This window comes from Nesterenkonia massiliensis (genome assembly GCF_000455245.1).
GTDB lineage: Bacteria > Actinomycetota > Actinomycetes > Actinomycetales > Micrococcaceae > Nesterenkonia > Nesterenkonia rhizosphaerae.
The window spans coordinates 335641-352909 of sequence record NZ_HG005166.1; the positions used below are offsets into that span (position 1 = coordinate 335641).

Annotated in this window: 11 protein-coding genes and 1 pseudogene; 9 read left to right on the top strand and 3 right to left on the bottom strand. The window is 62.6% G+C overall.

What is annotated here, in order from left to right; genetic code table 11:
* The first annotated feature begins 39 nt into the window (after positions 1–39).
* The 5 genes and pseudogenes from mtrB to secA all read left to right on the top strand — a co-directional run.
* A complete protein-coding gene (gene mtrB, locus TX78_RS04715; protein WP_233722162.1) occupies positions 40–1689 on the top strand; it encodes an MtrAB system histidine kinase MtrB in 1650 nt (549 codons plus the stop codon).
* A complete protein-coding gene (locus TX78_RS04720; protein WP_044494100.1) occupies positions 1686–3452 on the top strand; it encodes an LpqB family beta-propeller domain-containing protein in 1767 nt (588 codons plus the stop codon). Before mtrB ends, TX78_RS04720 begins: the two co-directional genes overlap by 4 nt.
* Before the next feature lie 289 nt (positions 3453–3741).
* The gene (locus TX78_RS04725; RefSeq protein WP_158644298.1) at positions 3742–4395 is read left to right on the top strand and encodes a ComF family protein; all 654 of its coding nucleotides are present in this window, start codon (positions 3742–3744) and stop codon (positions 4393–4395) included.
* A gap of 159 nt (positions 4396–4554) precedes the next feature.
* Positions 4555–5280: a ribosome hibernation-promoting factor, HPF/YfiA family gene (gene hpf, locus TX78_RS04730; RefSeq protein WP_049897464.1), complete on the top strand. Its 726-nt coding sequence runs from the start codon at positions 4555–4557 to the stop codon at positions 5278–5280.
* 196 nt (positions 5281–5476) lie between these two features.
* Positions 5477–8071 (top strand): annotated as a pseudogene (secA, locus tag TX78_RS04735) (preprotein translocase subunit SecA); the annotation flags it as partial.
* Positions 8072–8147: 76 nt separating this feature from the next.
* Here the strand turns inward: secA and TX78_RS04740 are convergent.
* Both TX78_RS04740 and TX78_RS13110 read right to left on the bottom strand, forming a co-directional pair.
* Positions 8148–8579, bottom strand: coding sequence for an Rv3235 family protein (locus TX78_RS04740; RefSeq protein WP_158644299.1), 432 nt, complete (start codon positions 8577–8579; stop codon positions 8148–8150).
* A gap of 186 nt (positions 8580–8765) precedes the next feature.
* The gene (locus TX78_RS13110; RefSeq protein ID WP_233722163.1) at positions 8766–9038 is read right to left on the bottom strand and encodes a LysM peptidoglycan-binding domain-containing protein; all 273 of its coding nucleotides are present in this window, start codon (positions 9036–9038) and stop codon (positions 8766–8768) included.
* A 158-nt stretch (positions 9039–9196) separates the two neighbouring features.
* Between TX78_RS13110 and TX78_RS12545 the strand changes: the two genes are divergently transcribed.
* Positions 9197–9781 (top strand): hypothetical protein, encoded by a 585-nt coding sequence (locus TX78_RS12545; protein ID WP_049897466.1) that lies wholly within the window; start codon positions 9197–9199, stop codon positions 9779–9781.
* A 63-nt stretch (positions 9782–9844) separates the two neighbouring features.
* Here the strand turns inward: TX78_RS12545 and TX78_RS04750 are convergent, their stop codons facing one another.
* A complete protein-coding gene (locus TX78_RS04750) occupies positions 9845–10072 on the bottom strand; it encodes a helix-turn-helix domain-containing protein (protein ID WP_187118357.1) in 228 nt (75 codons plus the stop codon).
* A gap of 151 nt (positions 10073–10223) precedes the next feature.
* Between TX78_RS04750 and TX78_RS04755 the strand changes: the two genes are divergently transcribed.
* From TX78_RS04755 to TX78_RS04765, 3 genes are read left to right on the top strand one after another with little or no spacing between them, the layout of a single operon-like run.
* On the top strand, positions 10224–10862 hold the full coding sequence (locus TX78_RS04755; RefSeq protein ID WP_049897467.1) for a hypothetical protein: 639 nt from the start codon (positions 10224–10226) through the stop codon (positions 10860–10862).
* The gene (locus TX78_RS04760; protein WP_044494105.1) at positions 10859–12385 is read left to right on the top strand and encodes an AAA family ATPase; all 1527 of its coding nucleotides are present in this window, start codon (positions 10859–10861) and stop codon (positions 12383–12385) included. The genes TX78_RS04755 and TX78_RS04760 overlap by 4 nt, the downstream gene beginning before the upstream one ends.
* 32 nt (positions 12386–12417) lie before the next feature.
* Complete coding sequence (locus TX78_RS04765) at positions 12418–17250, top strand: NAD-glutamate dehydrogenase (RefSeq protein WP_044494107.1); 4833 nt, start codon at positions 12418–12420, stop codon at positions 17248–17250.
* Positions 17251–17269 lie beyond the last annotated feature (19 nt).

A 17269-nucleotide genomic window follows, 5' to 3' on the forward strand; every position in this document is an offset into this window, starting at 1 on the left:
CGCCTGAGTCGGCTGCCAAAACTCTGGGCGCAGTCCCTGATGTTCCGCGCCGTGTTCTATACGGGCCTCTTCACTGTGTTGGGGACCGGTCTGATCACCTACTTCCTGGTCCAGCAGGTCACCACGGGGCTGTATCAGGAGCGGCTTGAGCAGGTCCAGATTGAAGCTACTACCGCACTGGTGGATGCCCGCAATCAGTACGAATCGCTCTCCTTCTCAGAACCGCAGTCCGAAGAGGCTGCCATTGCGGTGCTGGACAATGTGGGCGGCCCGGCCGCACAGCAGCACCGCGGCATCATTCTGATCGGGCTGGAGGACACCGCCACGCCCTATATGGCCGATACCTCCACTGGAGCGCTGCCGCTGAGTATTATCGGCTCTGATCTGCGTGAATCGGTGCTGGCAGATAGGCAGAGCCAGTTCTGGCAGCCGGTGGGGATCCCTGTAAGCGGCGGGCAGCCTGTACCGGGCATCGTCTTCGGCATGCATGTCAGCATCGCCGGGCAGTCCTACGGGCTGTTCTTCGTCTATGACTTCTCCTCGGTGCAGGAGAACATCCACTTCGTCTTCCGGATCTTCATCATTGCCGCAGCGGCCATGCTGCTGCTCAATATGCTCATCGCCGCCTGGGTGACCCGCACTGTGGTGCGCCCGGTCTCCTACGCCGCCGAGGTCTCCGAGCGAATCGCCGAGGGGCAGCTGGAACAGCGGCTGGCAGTGGTGGGCGAGGATGAGATCGCCCGTCTGGGAGTGTCCTTCAACAGGATGGCCTCCACTCTGCAGGAGCAGATCACCCAGCTGGCGAATCTCTCCAAGATGCAGCAGCGCTTCGTTTCCGATGTCTCCCATGAGCTGCGCACCCCGCTGACCACCATCAGCATGGCTGCGAGCATGCTGCATGAATCCCGCGAGGACTTCGACCCCATCAGCCAGCGCTCCACTGAGCTGCTGCACCACCAGGTGGAACGCTTCCAGGCACTGCTGGCGGACCTGCTGGAGATGTCCAGATTCGACGCCGGCGCTGCTGAACTCTCCATCAGCGATGTAGACCTGCTCTCGCTGGCCCGCGAGGTGCTCATTGCCGCAGCCCCGCTGGCGGAACAGGCCGGAGCGGAGATGAATGTTGTGGTGCAGCGGGAGCCGGAATCGGCTGCGGCACAGAGTGCTGCCGGCGAGGGAGACTTCATTGCCGAAGTGGACCGCCGACGGATCGACCGTATTCTGCGCAACTTGATCAATAACGCCATTGAGCATGCCGAGGGGCGTCCGGTGGACCTGATTATTGCGGCCAGCCCCACCTCCGTAGGCATTGCGGTGCGGGACCACGGCATCGGGATGACTCCAGCTGAGGTTGCCCACGTCTTCGACCGGTTCTGGCGCGCCGATCCGGCCAGGGCGCGTACCACCGGCGGCTCCGGGCTTGGCCTATCCATCGCCACGGAGGACACCCGGCTGCACCAGGGAAGCCTGGACGCCTGGGGCCAGAAAGGTCAGGGTTCCTGCTTCCGGCTTGTGCTGCCCCGTCACCAGGGACAGCCTTACCGGGCCGCACCGCTGTCCCTGCCCCCGGTGTACCGGCCGCAGGACCGCGAGCGGATTACCGCAGAGAGCCAGGGCTTCATCGTCGGAGAGATCACTCACGACCGAGTGCACGAGCAGTCCCTCTACCCGCAGGAGGATTCATCATGACCCGCCGCCTGCGTTCAGGCCTGCTGGCCTGCCTTGCACTGCTGGGCCTTGTCCTCAGCGGCTGTGCGCCCACGCTGCCCACGGATGGTCCGGTCCAGGCAGTCGAGGCGGAGGAGGTGGTGGCCTTCAGCTATGTCTACAGGCCCAGTGAGCCGTCACCGGGTGCCTCCCCTGAGGAGATCATCAACGGCTTTATCCAGGCCGGCGCTGGTCCCCAAGACGACTATTCGGTAGCGCGGCAGTACCTCACTGCTGAAGCCCGCAGCGAATGGTCTCCGGGACAGCAGACCATGATTTACTCCACCCCGCCGAATTACCAGCCGGCCGGGGAGGGGGAGTACCAGATGGAGCTCAATGTGGATTCCCGGGTGGACTCCACCGGCATTATGTTCCGCACCGATGAGTTTGTCCGTGAGACTTTTGAGCTGGAACAGGTCGAGGGTGAATGGCGGATCAGCTCCCTTCCCGAGGGACTGGGCAAGATCCTGGACCAGACGATGTTCGAACGGGCTCATACCGCGGTGGAGCAGTACTTCTTCGATCCGCAGCTGCGTTATGCAGTGCCGGACCAGCGCTGGTTCGTCACCAGGCCCAGCCTGCTGGGCGACATTGCTACCAGCATCCTGGCCGGTCCGGCCCCCTGGCTTGATCAGGCTGTGGTGTCCGCGTTCCCGCGTGGTGCAGAACTGGGGCGTCCCACCGTCACAGAAGAGGAGCAGGTCGCTTATGTGGACCTGAACCCTGCGGCACTGGCGGGGGCCTCGCAGTCTGATCTGCTGCTGATGCAGCGTCAGATGGAGATGGCGTTGGAACAGGTCGGCGGAGTCGAGGAAGTCAGGCTGACCGTGAACCAGGAAGAGTTGGAGCTGCCCAACCCGGAGGAGCTGCCGGAGGATCAGCAGCTGAATCTTCAGGCGCATCCACAGGTCAGCAATATCCAGGTAGGTGTTCTGAATGATCAGTTGGCCCTGCAGCGCGGCACTGTGACTGAGCAGATCGCGCAGCTGCCGGATATTGCTGAACTCGAGCCGCAGTCCCCTGCCATGTCCGAACTGACCGGTGCCGATGCCTTCGCGTTCCTCAACGGTGACGGTGATGCGCTCTACCATGTGCGCCCCGGACAGGATGAAGCGGAGCTGGTACTGGAGGGCGAGGACCTCACGCGCCCCTCTATGGACAATTTTGGCTGGACCTGGACGGTCTCACATGACGACGGCGAAACCATGGTCAACACCGTGCCCTTTGATGATCCTGCTGCCGGAGAAGCACGCCAGATCAGCGCTGACCTGCTGGAGGATCGGCGGGTGACATCGCTGCGGATCGCTCAGGATGGCACGCGTGCCGTTCTCGTGGTGGATGATGCCACCGAGTCAACCATCTACATTGCCGCTGTCATCCGTGATGAGCAGGGAGTACCGCGAGCGCTGGGGCAGGCTGTGCCGCTGCCGTCCGAAAGTGCCGTGACCGAGGTGCGCTGGAGCGGATCCACCGGCGATGAGCTGTTGGCATGGTCCCCTTACAGCCCCGGAGAGGCCCAGGAACAAGGCGTGGAGGAACTGACTCGGGATATCTATCGGATTCAGCTCAGCACCGGCGAGGTGCAGAGCCTCTATCCTGTGCTGGGCCTGCTGAATGTCTCTGCAGGTGAAGGTCAGCCCCATGTCAGTACTGAAAGCGAATCAACGGCCTACTCTTCGCTGGTGGGTTCGCAGTGGCAGCCTAACTACGATATCGAGATCCGCGACCTGGCCTACCCCGGGTAGCGGCGCCCGGCTCACGACCCGACTCAGGGCGTAGTTTTCCACAGCCGAGACTCGCCGCTGGTTGGCAGCGCATCGGCTCGGCATGCTGGGAACTATGGTTTCTGGGGCGGGGAGAGGATGCGGCGATGCTGCGCTGCGGCTGCTGGACCGGATGTGGTTCTCAACGCCGGGGACGGCACTGCGCGGTGCCGTGTCCGAGGCAGCTGATCTGATGAGCCCCACCTGGTGCGTGGGATGTCGGGCAGCTGCGACCGTGCTGTGCCCGCCCTGCCGTACCCAGCTGAGGCTAGTGAGCTCCCACCCTTTCCGCGCACATCCCTTCCGCGCGGAGGCTCCGGCGCAGGCCCTCCCCGTAATCGGTGCGGATTCTGAGGGACTCTATGTGTTGCCGGTGATCAGTGCGGCCCGCTACTCCGGCCTGATGGCTGAGGCGCTGCTGGCGTTCAAGGACCATGAGCGCACCGGGCTGCTCCGGCCGCTGGCAGCTGGGCTGTCACGCGCGCTGGAGGAAGCTGCCGCCACAGTCCTGGAGCCAGGGCCGGCGCTGCTAGTCACACCCCCGCCGTCGTTACGTTCGGTATTGCGTCGTGGCAGGCACCCACTGGGCGAACTGGTCGCCGCACTCACGCTGCCCCCAGGCATGGTCCTCGAGCAGCAGCTGCTGCAGCGCTCGGATGGGCCTCGCGCCGTACTGGGCCGTGGACAGAAGGCCAGGTCCGCAGCGGCGCGGCGGCGCAGCACCGAACTGACCCTGACAGCTCAGGCTCGTCACAGCATTGACGGCACGCAGGTGCTGTTAGTCGATGATGTGCTCACAACTGGTGCGACTCTTGCGGCAATGTATGCTCCGCTGGCCGCATCGGGTGCAGAAGTCCGTGGTGCCGCGGTGCTGGCGGCAGCTCCACGACCACCTCAAGATGACGCTCTGGCCGCTCAGCAGTGACACGCCGGGGGAACCTTCCGGGGGCACTTCCAGTGGAGCAGGATTTGGCCTAGTGTGAAGTATGGGTACCTGAACAAGAGTCCCATCGCAGCAGCGATGGACTCGTTACGCGTTAGTCCATCCGCTGCTGTGCCGAGTACGGACACCAAGGAGGACGCCATGACCCTGCAGGTCACCTACACCGGCCGCAACATCTCCATCCCTGATGCGTTCAAAGAGCACGTCGACCACAAGAGCAGCAAGATCGAACAGCTCGCTGATAAGGGACAGCGGCTGGAGGTCAAGGTCTCCGAAAACTCCCACCGCCGTGCAGACACCTGCATCACCGTGGAGCTGACCGTGGTGGGTCGCGGAAAAGTGGTGCGCTCTGAAGCGCAGGCAGGGGACAAATTCGCCGCCTTTGAAATTGCCTGGAACAAACTCACCGAAAGGCTGCGCCGGGCGCGGGATAAGAAGAAGAGCCAGTCACGCAGCAACGGCACGTTGGGGCACCCCGCTCCGTCCGTGGGGGAGGCGTTGGCAGACGTGCCGCCAGTGGAAACCAGCCGCCCGCTCTACGAGCAGGTTCTCGATGCTGAGGCTGCAGACAACGTCCCGCCCCAGGAAGAAGAAATAGATGTACCGATCAGGATCCGCCGCAAGGTATTCGCCGCTGAGCCGATGAGCGTTGATGCCGCCGTCGACGCTATGGAACTGGTCGGGCACGACTTTTACCTCTACATCGACTCCGAAACAGGCCACCCCTCCGCCGTGTACCGGCGCCGCGGATGGACCTACGGGGTCATCTCACTGGATGCGCAGAAGACCGCGCAGGAGCCTGACACCGAGGAACGGGCTTACCGGGCCGATAACGGGACCACCCGGTCCCATGTGCGGGCGGCATAGCGGTACAGACGCTGTGTTGAACCAGCAGCGTTGAGCTGCCGTGACGGCCGCGGCCGGTGGAGAATCTGCCAGGAATGAGAACCATTCCGCGACAGCATCTGCCGGTCGCGGCCCATGCAGTGTTAGCAGGGGTGCGCTGTGGGGCCGTACACTGACATCTTGACTGATGCTGTATTGATCTGATGGAGAACTGGCTGTGCCTACTCTGCTCGAACGAATCCTCAAAACCGGGGAGAAGAAGGTCCTCAAGCGGCTTCACGGTTATGCCGATGCCGTGAATCTCCTGGAGGATGAGTTCAAGGCGCTCTCCGACGCCGAACTCAGGCAGGAGACCGAGCGATTCAAGGAACGGCTCAACGAGGGTGAATCCCTGGATTCACTGCTGCCGGAGGCATTCGCGGCAGTGCGCGAGGCCGCAGACCGCACCTTGGGCCAGCGCCACTATGACGTCCAGCTCATGGGTGGTGCCGCTCTGCATCTGGGAAATATCGCGGAGATGGGCACCGGTGAAGGCAAGACGCTGGTGGCCACAGCCCCGGCATATCTCAACGCGCTGACCGGCAAAGGCGTTCACGTCATCACCGTTAATGATTACCTGGCCAAGTACCAGGCTGATCTGATGGGTCGTGTTTACCGCTTCCTGGGTCTGACGGTGGGGACGATCACCAATGACCTCAACCCCGCCGCGCGCCGGCAGGCCTACTCTGCAGACATCACGTACGGCACCAATAACGAATTCGGCTTCGACTTCCTGCGCGACAATATGGCGCAGTCCCTCGATGACCTGGTCCAGCGTGAGCACCACTTCGCGATCATCGATGAGATCGACTCCATCCTCATTGACGAGGCCCGCACTCCGCTGATCATCTCCGGTGCCGCCAGCGGAGACATTTCTCGCTGGTACAGCGACTTCGCCACATTGGTTCAGCGGCTGAAGCGCGACGAGGACTACGAGGTCGACGAGAAGAAGCGCACGGTGGGTGTGCTGGAGTCCGGAATCGACAAGGTCGAGGACTACTTGGGCATCGAGAACCTCTACGAGACCCAGAACACCACACTGATTCAGTACCTGAACAATGCCATCCGCGCCAAAGAGCTCTATAAGCGGGACACCGACTACGTGGTGGTCAAGAACGAAGTGCACATCGTTGATGAGCACACCGGACGTATCCTCAAGGGCCGCCGCTATAACGAGGGTCTCCACCAGGCCATCGAGGCCAAAGAGGGCGTTCAGATCAAACCCGAGAATCAGACCCGGGCGACCGTGACTCTGCAGAACTACTTCCGCGGCTACGAGAAGATCGCCGGCATGACGGGTACGGCTGAGACTGAGGCCGCCGAGTTCATGTCCACCTATAAGCTCGGCGTTGTTCCGATTCCGCCGAATAAGCCTCGCCAGCGAGTCGACCACAACGACCTGGTCTATAAGAACGAGGTCATCAAGTTCGACGCCGTCCTGAAGGACATCATCGAACGCCACGAGAAGGGCCAGCCAGTACTGGTGGGCACTGAATCGGTGGAGAAGTCCGAGTATCTCTCCAAGCTGCTGGCTAAGCAGGGCATCCGCCACGAAGTTCTCAATGCGAAGAACCATGAGCGTGAGGCTGCCATTGTGGCTCGGGCAGGACGCCGCGGCTCGGTGACTGTGGCCACCAATATGGCCGGTCGAGGCACTGACATCATGCTCGGCGGCAATGCCGAATTCAACGCAGTCCACGAGATGGAGAAACTCGGCCTGGACCCGGTGGAGAACGCCGAGGAGTACGAGGCCAAGTGGGATGAGGTCTTTGCCCGCGCGAAGGAAGCGGCTGAGGCTGAGGCCGCTGAGGTCCGCGAATTGGGCGGTCTCTACGTGCTCGGCACCGAACGCCATCAGTCACGTCGCATTGACAATCAGCTGCGGGGTCGTGCCGGCCGTCAGGGCGACCCGGGGGAGTCCCGCTTCTACATCTCGTTGACCGATGATCTGATGCGCCTGTTCAACCAGTCGGCTGCGCAGCGCATCATGAACTCCCCGGCCATGGCTGATGAGATCCCGGTGGAGCATAAGTTCGTCTCCGGGGCCATTGCCAATGCTCAGCAGCAGCGCGAGTCGCAGAACACTGAGACCCGCAAGAACGTCTTGAAGTACGACGACGTAATGAACCGCCAGCGTGAGGCCATCTACTCTGACCGCCGCCGGATCCTTGAAGGCGACGATGTCCACGGCAAGGTCCAGCACTTCATCGAAGATGCTGTCTCGCTCATGATCGACGAGAAGACTGCCTCATCCTCCTCTGAGGACTGGGACTTAGAAGGCCTGTGGGAAGAACTCAAGGGCCTCTACCCGGTCTCGCTGGAGATTGAGGATCTGGTGGAGGAGGCTGGCGGCATCGACCAGCTTTCGGTCAAGCTGCTCAAGCGTGAACTGGTCTCCGATGCCAAGATCGCCTACGAGAAGAAGGAAGAGGAGATCGGTTCCGAGGCGCTTCGCCAGCTGGAGCGGCGGGTGCTCCTCTCGGTCATCGATGAGAAGTGGCAGGAGCATCTCTATGAGATGGACTACCTGAAGTCTGGCATCGGGCTGCGTTCGATGGCTCAGCGTGATCCGCTGGTGGAGTACCAGCGCGAGGGTTATCTGCTGTTCCAGGCAATGGCTGAGGGCATCCGAGAGGAATCTGTGCGGAAACTGTTCGCCGCCGAGGTTCAGGCAATCACACCCGCCCACGCGCCGTCGCTGCCGGGGGTCAAGGATGGCCGTGTGGCAGCCTCGGGCAAACAGGTGAAGGTACCCGGTCTCAAGGACGCCCCAGGCTCGAACTAGTTGAGCTCTGGCACGTTCGTGCAATGACTAGCCTGAAGGCCCTGCGAGTTGTCTTGTGGGGCCTTCAGCCTAGTTCCAGGGCGGTGATCCTCCAGCGGGCCCGGTGAGCTTCACAGCGCAGGGCACAGGCCCTGGTGCGCTGATTGTCTGTGAAGATCACGCAGACCTCCCATGCGGAGGGGCTTACCTGTTGTGTCCGAATGCTGCGGAAGACCAGCTGGGCGGGTCCGTTGCGGTGCTGTCCGGGAGAAAAACGCTGACGATGGCGAGCCAGTAGCGCTGCCCGGCGGCTCACTTTCTGGTAGATCTCGCCGTCGAGCCAGCGCTGCATCTGATGAACCGGTCGCAGCCCGGCAAACGTCTCGGCCATAGCCTGGCAGACCATCCTGGAGATCGCAGTGATCTGCCGTTGTTCTTCACGTTCACTTGCCAGCGGCACTGGCGCGCGGCCATCGGGTTTGAGTTCTGACGTCGCATTGAGTTCTCTTGCGCCCATAGCGTGGAGGAGCCGCGGGACCTCGTCTTCGCGCTGGAGCCGAAATCGGCTTGGCCGCCGCGATGGAGGTTGCTGAAGCAGTGCGGGCAGAGTGGCTGATGAGCTGCTGGGCTGGCTCTGCGCAGCGTTGAGCGGCATGTCTTCTCCTGTGCGATCGGCGTCGTATGGGGTTGTAGCAACGGAAGCTCAGCGAATAGCTGGGGGAACAGTCAGCACGGTTCCTGGGCGAAGCCGCGCGGGATCATCCCCGATCAGCTGACGGTTAGCGGTGAACCAATGGGGCCAGATTCGGGCGATTTCCCAGTCACTTGCATCTGGGCCTGCGTACTCAGCTGCGATGCTCCACAAGGAGTCCTCGAGTCCCACTGTGACCGTGCTGGTCTCGTCGGTGGATCTGGTGGCCGCCCCAGTGTGCCGCGGCGTGGGGGCTGGGCGGCGGGGTAGAAAACCTTGACTCATGCTGACTCCCTGTGATGCGTCGTGACACTGCATGGATATGGTATGTGCCATTTAGTGTCGTTTGATATTTTCAGATGCTACACAGATGTATTGCGCTTGGGAAGAGCTGCAGGAAATATGGGCACAGTATTGCCGTCAAAGCCGAAGGGGGTGTCAGCGTGCGCTGGGATGCACTCTTTGCTGACTTGGACGCTCAGTTGCAGGCGCAGGCGGATCAGCGATTCCAAGCTGAAGTGCAGCAGGCCCGTGAACTGGAGCGCTCTCAGCTGCTGCTGGCAGACCGACTGCGGGCCCACTTAGAGGATCAGCGATATGCCTCAGAACAGTTGAGTGTGCTGCTGCGCGGTGGCCGACGAATCACCTGCTGCTTGGAGACGGTGGGAGCGGATTGGATTGCAGGAAGTGCCGGTGTCCACAGTCTGCTCATACCGCTGCCGGCGGTATTGATGGTGGAGAGTCTGGCCCGCACCGCCGCGCAGGAAACAAGTCCGACCCGCAGGCGCTTGACGATCGCGGCACCGCTGCGGGCGCTGATGAATGACCGAGCTGGGGTTGCCGTCTTTGGGGAGGGGGCCGACGGCGATGCTGAGCTGGCTGCCGGGCGGCTCATCGCCGTCGGCAAGGATCATTTTGATGTGCTGATGCCTGCCGCTGATGGTCACGCACCGGAGCGAGACGGGCGCAGTATTCGCACCATTCCGCTCAACGCCGTCGCGCTGATTCGCAGCCTAGCCGGAGCGTGAGGGCTGCATAGCCGGACTGGGGGTCTGAAGCCGGTGAGGTGTGAAGCAAGCGGCACAGCCGGTTTAACGCCCCGCGTGCTCCTGGGACGGGCTACTGGTGCTGCGCGACTCACGCTGGGCGGCGTACTGGCGCTCGATGTACTCATCCAGCTTCGCCTCCTCCACGCGCCACTGGCCGCGCCCGCCGATCTGGATTCCAACAATGTCTCCACTCTTGATCAGCGCCCGAGTTTGGGACATGGAGATGTTCAGGGCCTCGGCCACATCCGGAAGGGTCAGAAATTTACGCATAGCCACACCTTTCAGGGCATATCGGCTTTTTTGATGACATTTGCTTCTATTCTCGCATTGACGCTGCTCTGCGTGTTATTCCTCGTCTGCGTGTCATCACGTCTCATTTGAGCCCTATCGGTATCTGAAGGTTTCTACTACTCTGGGCAGCGTGACGCAGAAACCCACTGATGTTCAGCGGCTCCGGCGCCCCTCATGGAGGGACCCGCGGTTACTCGGCGGAATCCTCATCGTGCTGCTCTCTACTGCCGCGGTGGTAGCCCTAGTGATGTCCCAGGACCGTACTACCGCCGTCTACGCGGCTGAACGCCAGCTCAGTACCGGAGACCAACTGAGCGACGACGACGTGCGCGTCGTCCATGTCCAGTTGGATGATCTGGCCGATCATTACCTCTCCGCAGCTGATCCGCTGCCTGCAGAGGGGCTTTTGCTTCGGGCTGTGCTGGAGGGGGAGCTCATTCCCCGCACCGCACTGGGGGAGAGCGATCCTGAGGGCAGACAGCCGGTGACAGTCAACGTGGAACAGGAACTGGCACGGGCCGTTCAGGTGGGACGGCGAGTCGATGTCTGGGCGGCCACTGCGGAATCGCCCACTGACGAGGCTGCAGTCGAGCGTCTGGTCACCGACGCTGAAGTCATCGATATTCGTGAAACCTCCTCCGCCTTCGGCAGTCAGTCCGCGGTCACCGTCGAGCTGTTGATCGAAGTCCCCGAGCTGCCGGACTTGCTCGCCGCCGAAGGCTCAGCAGCTGTGCTTTCGGTGTTGCCGGCCGGGACGCAGCAGCCATGAGTCGCTGCTCAGTGGTGACCATCGGCAGGCTTGCCGCTGACCATATTGCTGCGCTGGAGCGACTGCATACTTCGGTGACGGTGGATCGCCGGTGTGCGGATCTCGCGGAGCTCATTGCTGTAGCAGAGCTGCAACGGGCTGACGCTGCGTTGATCATCGGGGACACCGCGCCGCTGACTGCCTCGATGCTCAGCGGGCTGAGGCAGTGCGGAATCCGCGTGGTGGTGATCTCCGATGTCGCCCAGGAGCGCAGCCGGCTCAGCCGGCTCGGCGCCAGGTGCTTCAGCGATGAGGTGCAGGCCCAGACGCTGGCTGCTGCTCTACAAGGAAACGACGGCGCCACCGGTCCGGACGCAGAGGTGTCAGCCAGTGACGCTGAACCCAGTGTAGATGAACCGCCTAGCCTTGCGGCAGCGCGTGGCGATCATCTGGCCCGTGAGTACAGTGGGGCTTTCCCAGAGAAGTCAGATCCGGCGCAGTCAGATCCACTGAGCGCCCAGGAAGACCCGGATTACCTCGATCTCAGCGGGAACCTGATGGAGATGGATCCGGCTGACGCCGAGGTCGCTGCGCATACTGCAGCCCAGACTTCTCAAGATATGAACCCTGGTGCAGATACCGACTCCGCTGCTTCCGGGCGGCGCGCCCCAGCAGGAGGACTACCGGGCATCACAGTGGTCTGGGGACCCGCGGGAGCCCCAGGGCGCACCACTGTCGCCGTCAATCTGGCTGCCGAGCTGGCCATGAGCAACGCCTCAGTGCTGTTGATCGACGCCGACGCCCACGCTTCGTCTGTTGCTGTACAGCTGGGGCTGCTCGAGGAATCTGCCGGACTCGCCCAAGCCTGTCGCGCCGCAGAGCTGGGCGGACTCGATGCTGACCGCCTGTCACAAGCCAAGACCACCGCGCAGTTGCAGGCTGCCGGACACAGCGCTGTGCTGCCGGTACTCACCGGCTTGCCGCGGGCCGAACGCTGGGCCGAACTGCGCCCACGCGCACTGGAACGCGTGTTATCCCTGGCGCGCAGCCAGTACCAGCACGTGGTGGTGGATGTCAGCGCAGGCATCGAGGAGGACGAGGAGCTCAGTTTCGACACCTCCGCACCCCAGCGCAACAGCGCCACCCTGACGGCGCTGCGTGAGGCAGATCAGGTGCTGGCGCTGGGAACAGCAGACGCGGTGGGGTTCTCCCGGCTGATCAAAGCCTGCGAGGAGTATCGTCACCGGCTGCCTCAGGCGCCCCAGCCCCAGGTCATCATCAATCAGCTGCGCACCTCCGCAGTGGGGCGCTCCCCGCGCAGACAGCTCACCGAAGCGTGGGAACAGCTCGCCGAGCAGAATCAACTACGGCACTTTCTGCCCTATGACCGGCAAGCCTGCGATGACGCGCTGCGCACCGGCCAGGTCCTAGCTGAGGCGGCACCCGAGTCGGCCCTGCGCCGGCAGCTGGCTGAACTTGCCGGGATCCAGCTGCCAGGGCGCCGTCGTCTGCGGATGTCTCGCCGTCGGGTCGCGGCGCGGTAGTCCGGTGTGTGCCAGCCCGGTAGGCTGAAGGTATGGCGGAGACAACGGCATTGTGGACAAGCGAAGACGCTGACCTAAAAGGCCTTACGGAGGCGTACTACGGGCATATCGCCGAGGAGGATCTGCGGCAGATCGGCCCCGATCAGCGTCGCGAAGGCGTCGCCGCCCACGTGAAACTCGCAGCCCAGCGCAGCCCCGCAGCCCCTGCAATCTCGGTGACCACCGTTGGCCACCGCAGCGTGGTTCAGGTGGTCACAGAAGATATGCCGTACCTGGTGGATTCGGTGACCTCAGAGGTTACTCGCTGCGGTCATGCCATCTCGCTGGTGGTCCACCCCATCTTCCTAGCCTCTCGCAGCCTGGAGGATCAGAGCCTCAAGAGCGTCAAATCCGTGCCCACCCAAGGGCGTTCGCTCTCCTCCGGCGATACCCAGGCGCTGCCGTCGTTGGCTGAGATCCTCAATGAGAACGACAAAACCCAGGTGGAATCCTGGATTGCCGTAGAGATTGACCGGGTCATCAGCCAGGAGCAGGGCGAGACTCTCATCAAGGGCCTGGCCCGGGTGCTTGACGATGTGTGCATCACCCACCGCGACCAGGATCGGATGATCGCCCAGGCCCGCAGTGCGGCCGCTGATATCCGTCAGCTCAGCAATGTGGAAGACCGTGATGAGTCTGCCGAGCTGCTGGAGTGGATGGGTGAGGGCAACTTCCTCTTCCTGGGCTACCGCGAGTACCAGCTGATCGATGACAAGGACACGCTGCGCCTTGAGCCGCTGACCGGCACTGGCCTGGGGATCCTCTCCGACGTGGACGGCACTCCGCGCCCCAAGAGTTCCTCGGAGCTCTCGGCGGCAGGTCGTGAACGCGCCCACCAGCCGAAGGCGCTGGTGATCACCAAAGCCAATTCCCGCTCCACGGTGCGGCGTCGTACCTATATGGACTATGTGGCGGTGAAGACCTTCGACGAAGCTGGTGATGTCGTCGGTGAACGGCGATTCCTCGGACTGTTCAGCCAGCGGGCCTATACCCAGTCCATTTCGACCATTCCGCTGCTGCGCTCCCGTGCCAAGCAGCTGCTGGCCCGTTCCGGCTTCAGCCCGGACTCGCATTCCGGCAATGACCTGGTGCAGATCCTGGAGACCTATCCGCGCAATGAGCTGCTGCAGATGGAGATCTCCGAGATCGAGGATGTGACGTGGCAGATCCTGCAGCTGCAGGAGCGTCGTCGGGTCAAGCTCTTCCTGCGCCAGGACCACTACGGGCGCTTCATGACAGCTCTGCTCTACCTGCCGCGCGACCGCTATAACACCGCCGTGCGCCGTCGGGTGGAGAACGAGCTGCTGAAGCATATCGACGCAGAATCCATTGACTTCAATGTGCGGCTCTCAGATTCAGTACTGGCGCGCGTATTCTTCCGGATGCGGCTGCGCGAAGATGCCGCCCAGATGAGCATCAGCGCTGATGAGCTGCAGCAGCACCTGGCCCGGGCCATCCGCTCCTGGGGAGAAGGGATTGCCCAGGAGGCCAGCGAAGCCTACTCTGCAGCCCACGCCAGCCGGATCTCCTCGCGCTGGGGCGAGGCCTTCCCCGATGACTACCGGGTGCTCTACGAGGTGCCTGATGCGCTGCATGACGCCGCTGAGTTCGAGACCCTCGAAGCCCAGCCCGAGGCCGGACCGCGACTCTACTTCTATTCGCCGAAGGAAGAGGATCCAGCCGATATGAGGCTGAAGCTCTACCTCACCGAACCCAAGACGCTGACCGACACCCTGCCGGTCATCGATGACTTCGGGCTCTCCATCCTCGATGAGCGTTCCTACACGCTGACCACCGCCGATGAGCGCACCTTCTACCTTTATGACCTGGGGCTGTGCTATCCGACCAGCGCTGATCCCTACGAGACTATCGAGCTGTTCAAAGAGGCCTACAGCCATGTCCTCACCGGCCGAGCTGAATCCGATGTCTTCTCTCGCCTGGTGCTGCAGCTGAAGCTCAATATCCGCAAGGTCACCGTCCTGCGCGCCTACGCGAAGTACATGCGCCAGCTGGGCAGCCCGCATTCATACGATTTCCTCGCCGAAGCGCTGCTGGCGAACCCGGAGGTGGCCACGGCGTTGATCGGCTACTTCACCGCGAAGTTCGACCCGCAGCTCGGTGGTGAGTCCGGTGCTGAATCCTCCCGCGACCAAGCCATGGAGGTCTGCCGGAAGAATGTGGTCGAGGCGCTGGAAGGTGTGAAGACTCTCGACGCCGACCGGGTGCTCTCCACCTTCCTGAATCTGATCGACGCCACCGATCGCACCAACCTCTATCAGGGCCAGGACTGGGTCTCACTGAAGCTGCGTCCGCAGGACATCGACTCCGCGCCCAAGCCTCGCCCAGCGCATGAAATCTGGGTCTACTCGCCGCAGGTGGAGGGCACGCATCTGCGCTTCGACAAGGTGGCGCGCGGCGGACTGCGCTGGTCTGATCGACAGGAAGACTTCCGCACCGAGGTCCTGGGTCTGGTGAAGGCGCAGATGACCAAGAACGCCGTCATCGTGCCTTCAGGTGCCAAGGGCGGGTTCTTCGCCAAACAGCTGCCCGATGCCCGTCAGGACCGCAGTGCCTGGTTCGAAGCCGGACGGGAGGCTTATAAGACCTTCATCCGAGCGTTGCTGGATATCACCGATAACCAGGCGGAGGAGGACGGCAGCCTGCGGATCGTCCCGCCGCAGCATGTGGTCCGGCACGACGGTGATGACCCCTACCTGGTGGTGGCTGCGGATAAGGGCACTGCCACGTTCTCCGACACTGCCAATGCCATCAGCGCCGAATACGGGCACTGGCTCGGCGATGCCTTCGCCTCGGGTGGCTCGGTGGGCTATGACCATAAGGCCATGGGCATCACCGCCCGCGGTGCCTGGGAATCAGTGAAGTCGCATTTCTCCTCTCTGGGCGTGGACACTCAGAGTGAAGACTTCACCGTGGTCGGCATCGGTGACATGGGTGGTGACGTCTTCGGCAATGGCATGCTGCTCTCTGAGCACATCCGACTGGTGGCCGCGTTCAACCACCTGCACATCTTCATCGACCCCAACCCGGACTCCGCCGCCTCCTTCGCGGAACGGCGCAGGCTCTTCGAAGCTGACCGCTCAGGCTGGGATGCCTACAGCACAGAGCTGATCTCCGCCGGCGGCGGTGTCTTCTCCCGCGATACTCGCAGTATCGAGATCACTGCCCAGATGCGGGATCGCTTCGGCATTTCCGACGACGTCGACGCGCTGACTCCGCCGGAACTGATCAGTACCCTGCTGAAGGCTCCGGTAGATCTGCTCTACAACGGCGGCATCGGCACCTATGTGAAATCTTCGCAGGAGAGCCATGAGGATGTGGGGGACCGGGCCAATAACGGCATCCGTGTAGACGGCAGTCAGCTGCGCGCCAAGGTGGTGACCGAGGGTGGCAACCTGGGCCTGACGCAGGCCGGACGCATCGAGGCAGCACAGCACGGGGTGCTGCTGAACACTGATGCCATCGATAACTCTGCAGGGGTCGACTGCTCGGACCACGAGGTCAACATCAAGATCCTGCTGGACCGGCTTGTGGATTCCGGCCACCTAGAAGCCCAACAGCGCAATGACCTGCTGCGTGAAATGACCGATGAAGTCGCCCAACTGGTGCTGCAGACCAATAAGGATCAAAACGTCTTGCTGCTGACTGACCGGCAGCGGCTCTCTGACTGGTCCCCCAGTTTCGGCCGACTGATCAGCTGGCTCGAACACAACGCTGGACTCGATCGCAGGCTCGAGGTGCTGCCCACTGATGAGCAGATGAAGCAGCGCGCCGCAGACGGGATCCCACCGCTGACCGCCCCGGAGCTGTCGGTACTTGCCGCTTATGCCAAAATCCAGCTCAAGGGTGCTCTGGGCGCCTCCGATCTGCCGCAAGACCCCTGGTTCGCCGGCACTTTGGAGAGCTACTTTCCGGACCAGATCACTCAGCACTTCGCTCAACAGCTGCCGCGTCACCCGCTGGCCACCCAGATCATCAGCAACGAGATTGCCAATGATGTGGTCAATATGGGTGGCTCTACCTTCGTGTTCCGCACTGTGGAGGAGACCTTCGCCTCCGAAGCACAGGTGGTCCGTGCCTTCGTGATCGTCCGTGAGCTGTTCAAGCTTGATGAGTTCGACGCCGCCATGCGCCAGCTGCCGGTGAGCTTCCCCACCGAGCTGTGGGCACCGATCTACGTTGATATGCGCCGGCTGCTTGACCGTGCGGTGCGCTGGTTCGTCAACCACGGCAGCCATGACCGCAGCATCGCCGAAGAGATCAGCCTCTACGCCCGGCACATTGAGCCGCTCTACGGCAAAGTGGAGTCGCTGCTGCGCGGGGCCGACGCCGAGCGGGTCGCTCGTCGTCGTGAAGAGGTCATTTCACACGGTATGGATGAGGAGCTCGCCGGCTGGCACTCCCAGCTCTTTGAGACCTTCTCCCTGCTGGACATTGCGGCACTGGCGCAGCAGCACGGGTTGGACTCGCACACTGTGGCGGAGATCTACTACACGGTGTACCACGACTTCGACGTGGATCGACTGCTCAACCACATCACCGGACTGCCGCGGAAGGACAAATGGCAGGCCCTGGCACGCGGGGCTCAGCGTGATGATCTCTACTTCGCGCTGAAGGAGATCACGGAGTCGGTGCTCACCAGCGGCCATGAGGGCGACGCAGTGGAGCGCCTGCACAACTGGAAGCAGGCCCATGCTGGCGCTCTCAGCCGTGCTGAACGGCTGAAGGACGAGATCACCGGACGTGATCACAACATCGCCTCGATCACTGTGCTGCTGCGCCACCTCCGCGGACTCATAGGGACCTGAGGCTGAGGCTGGGTCGGAA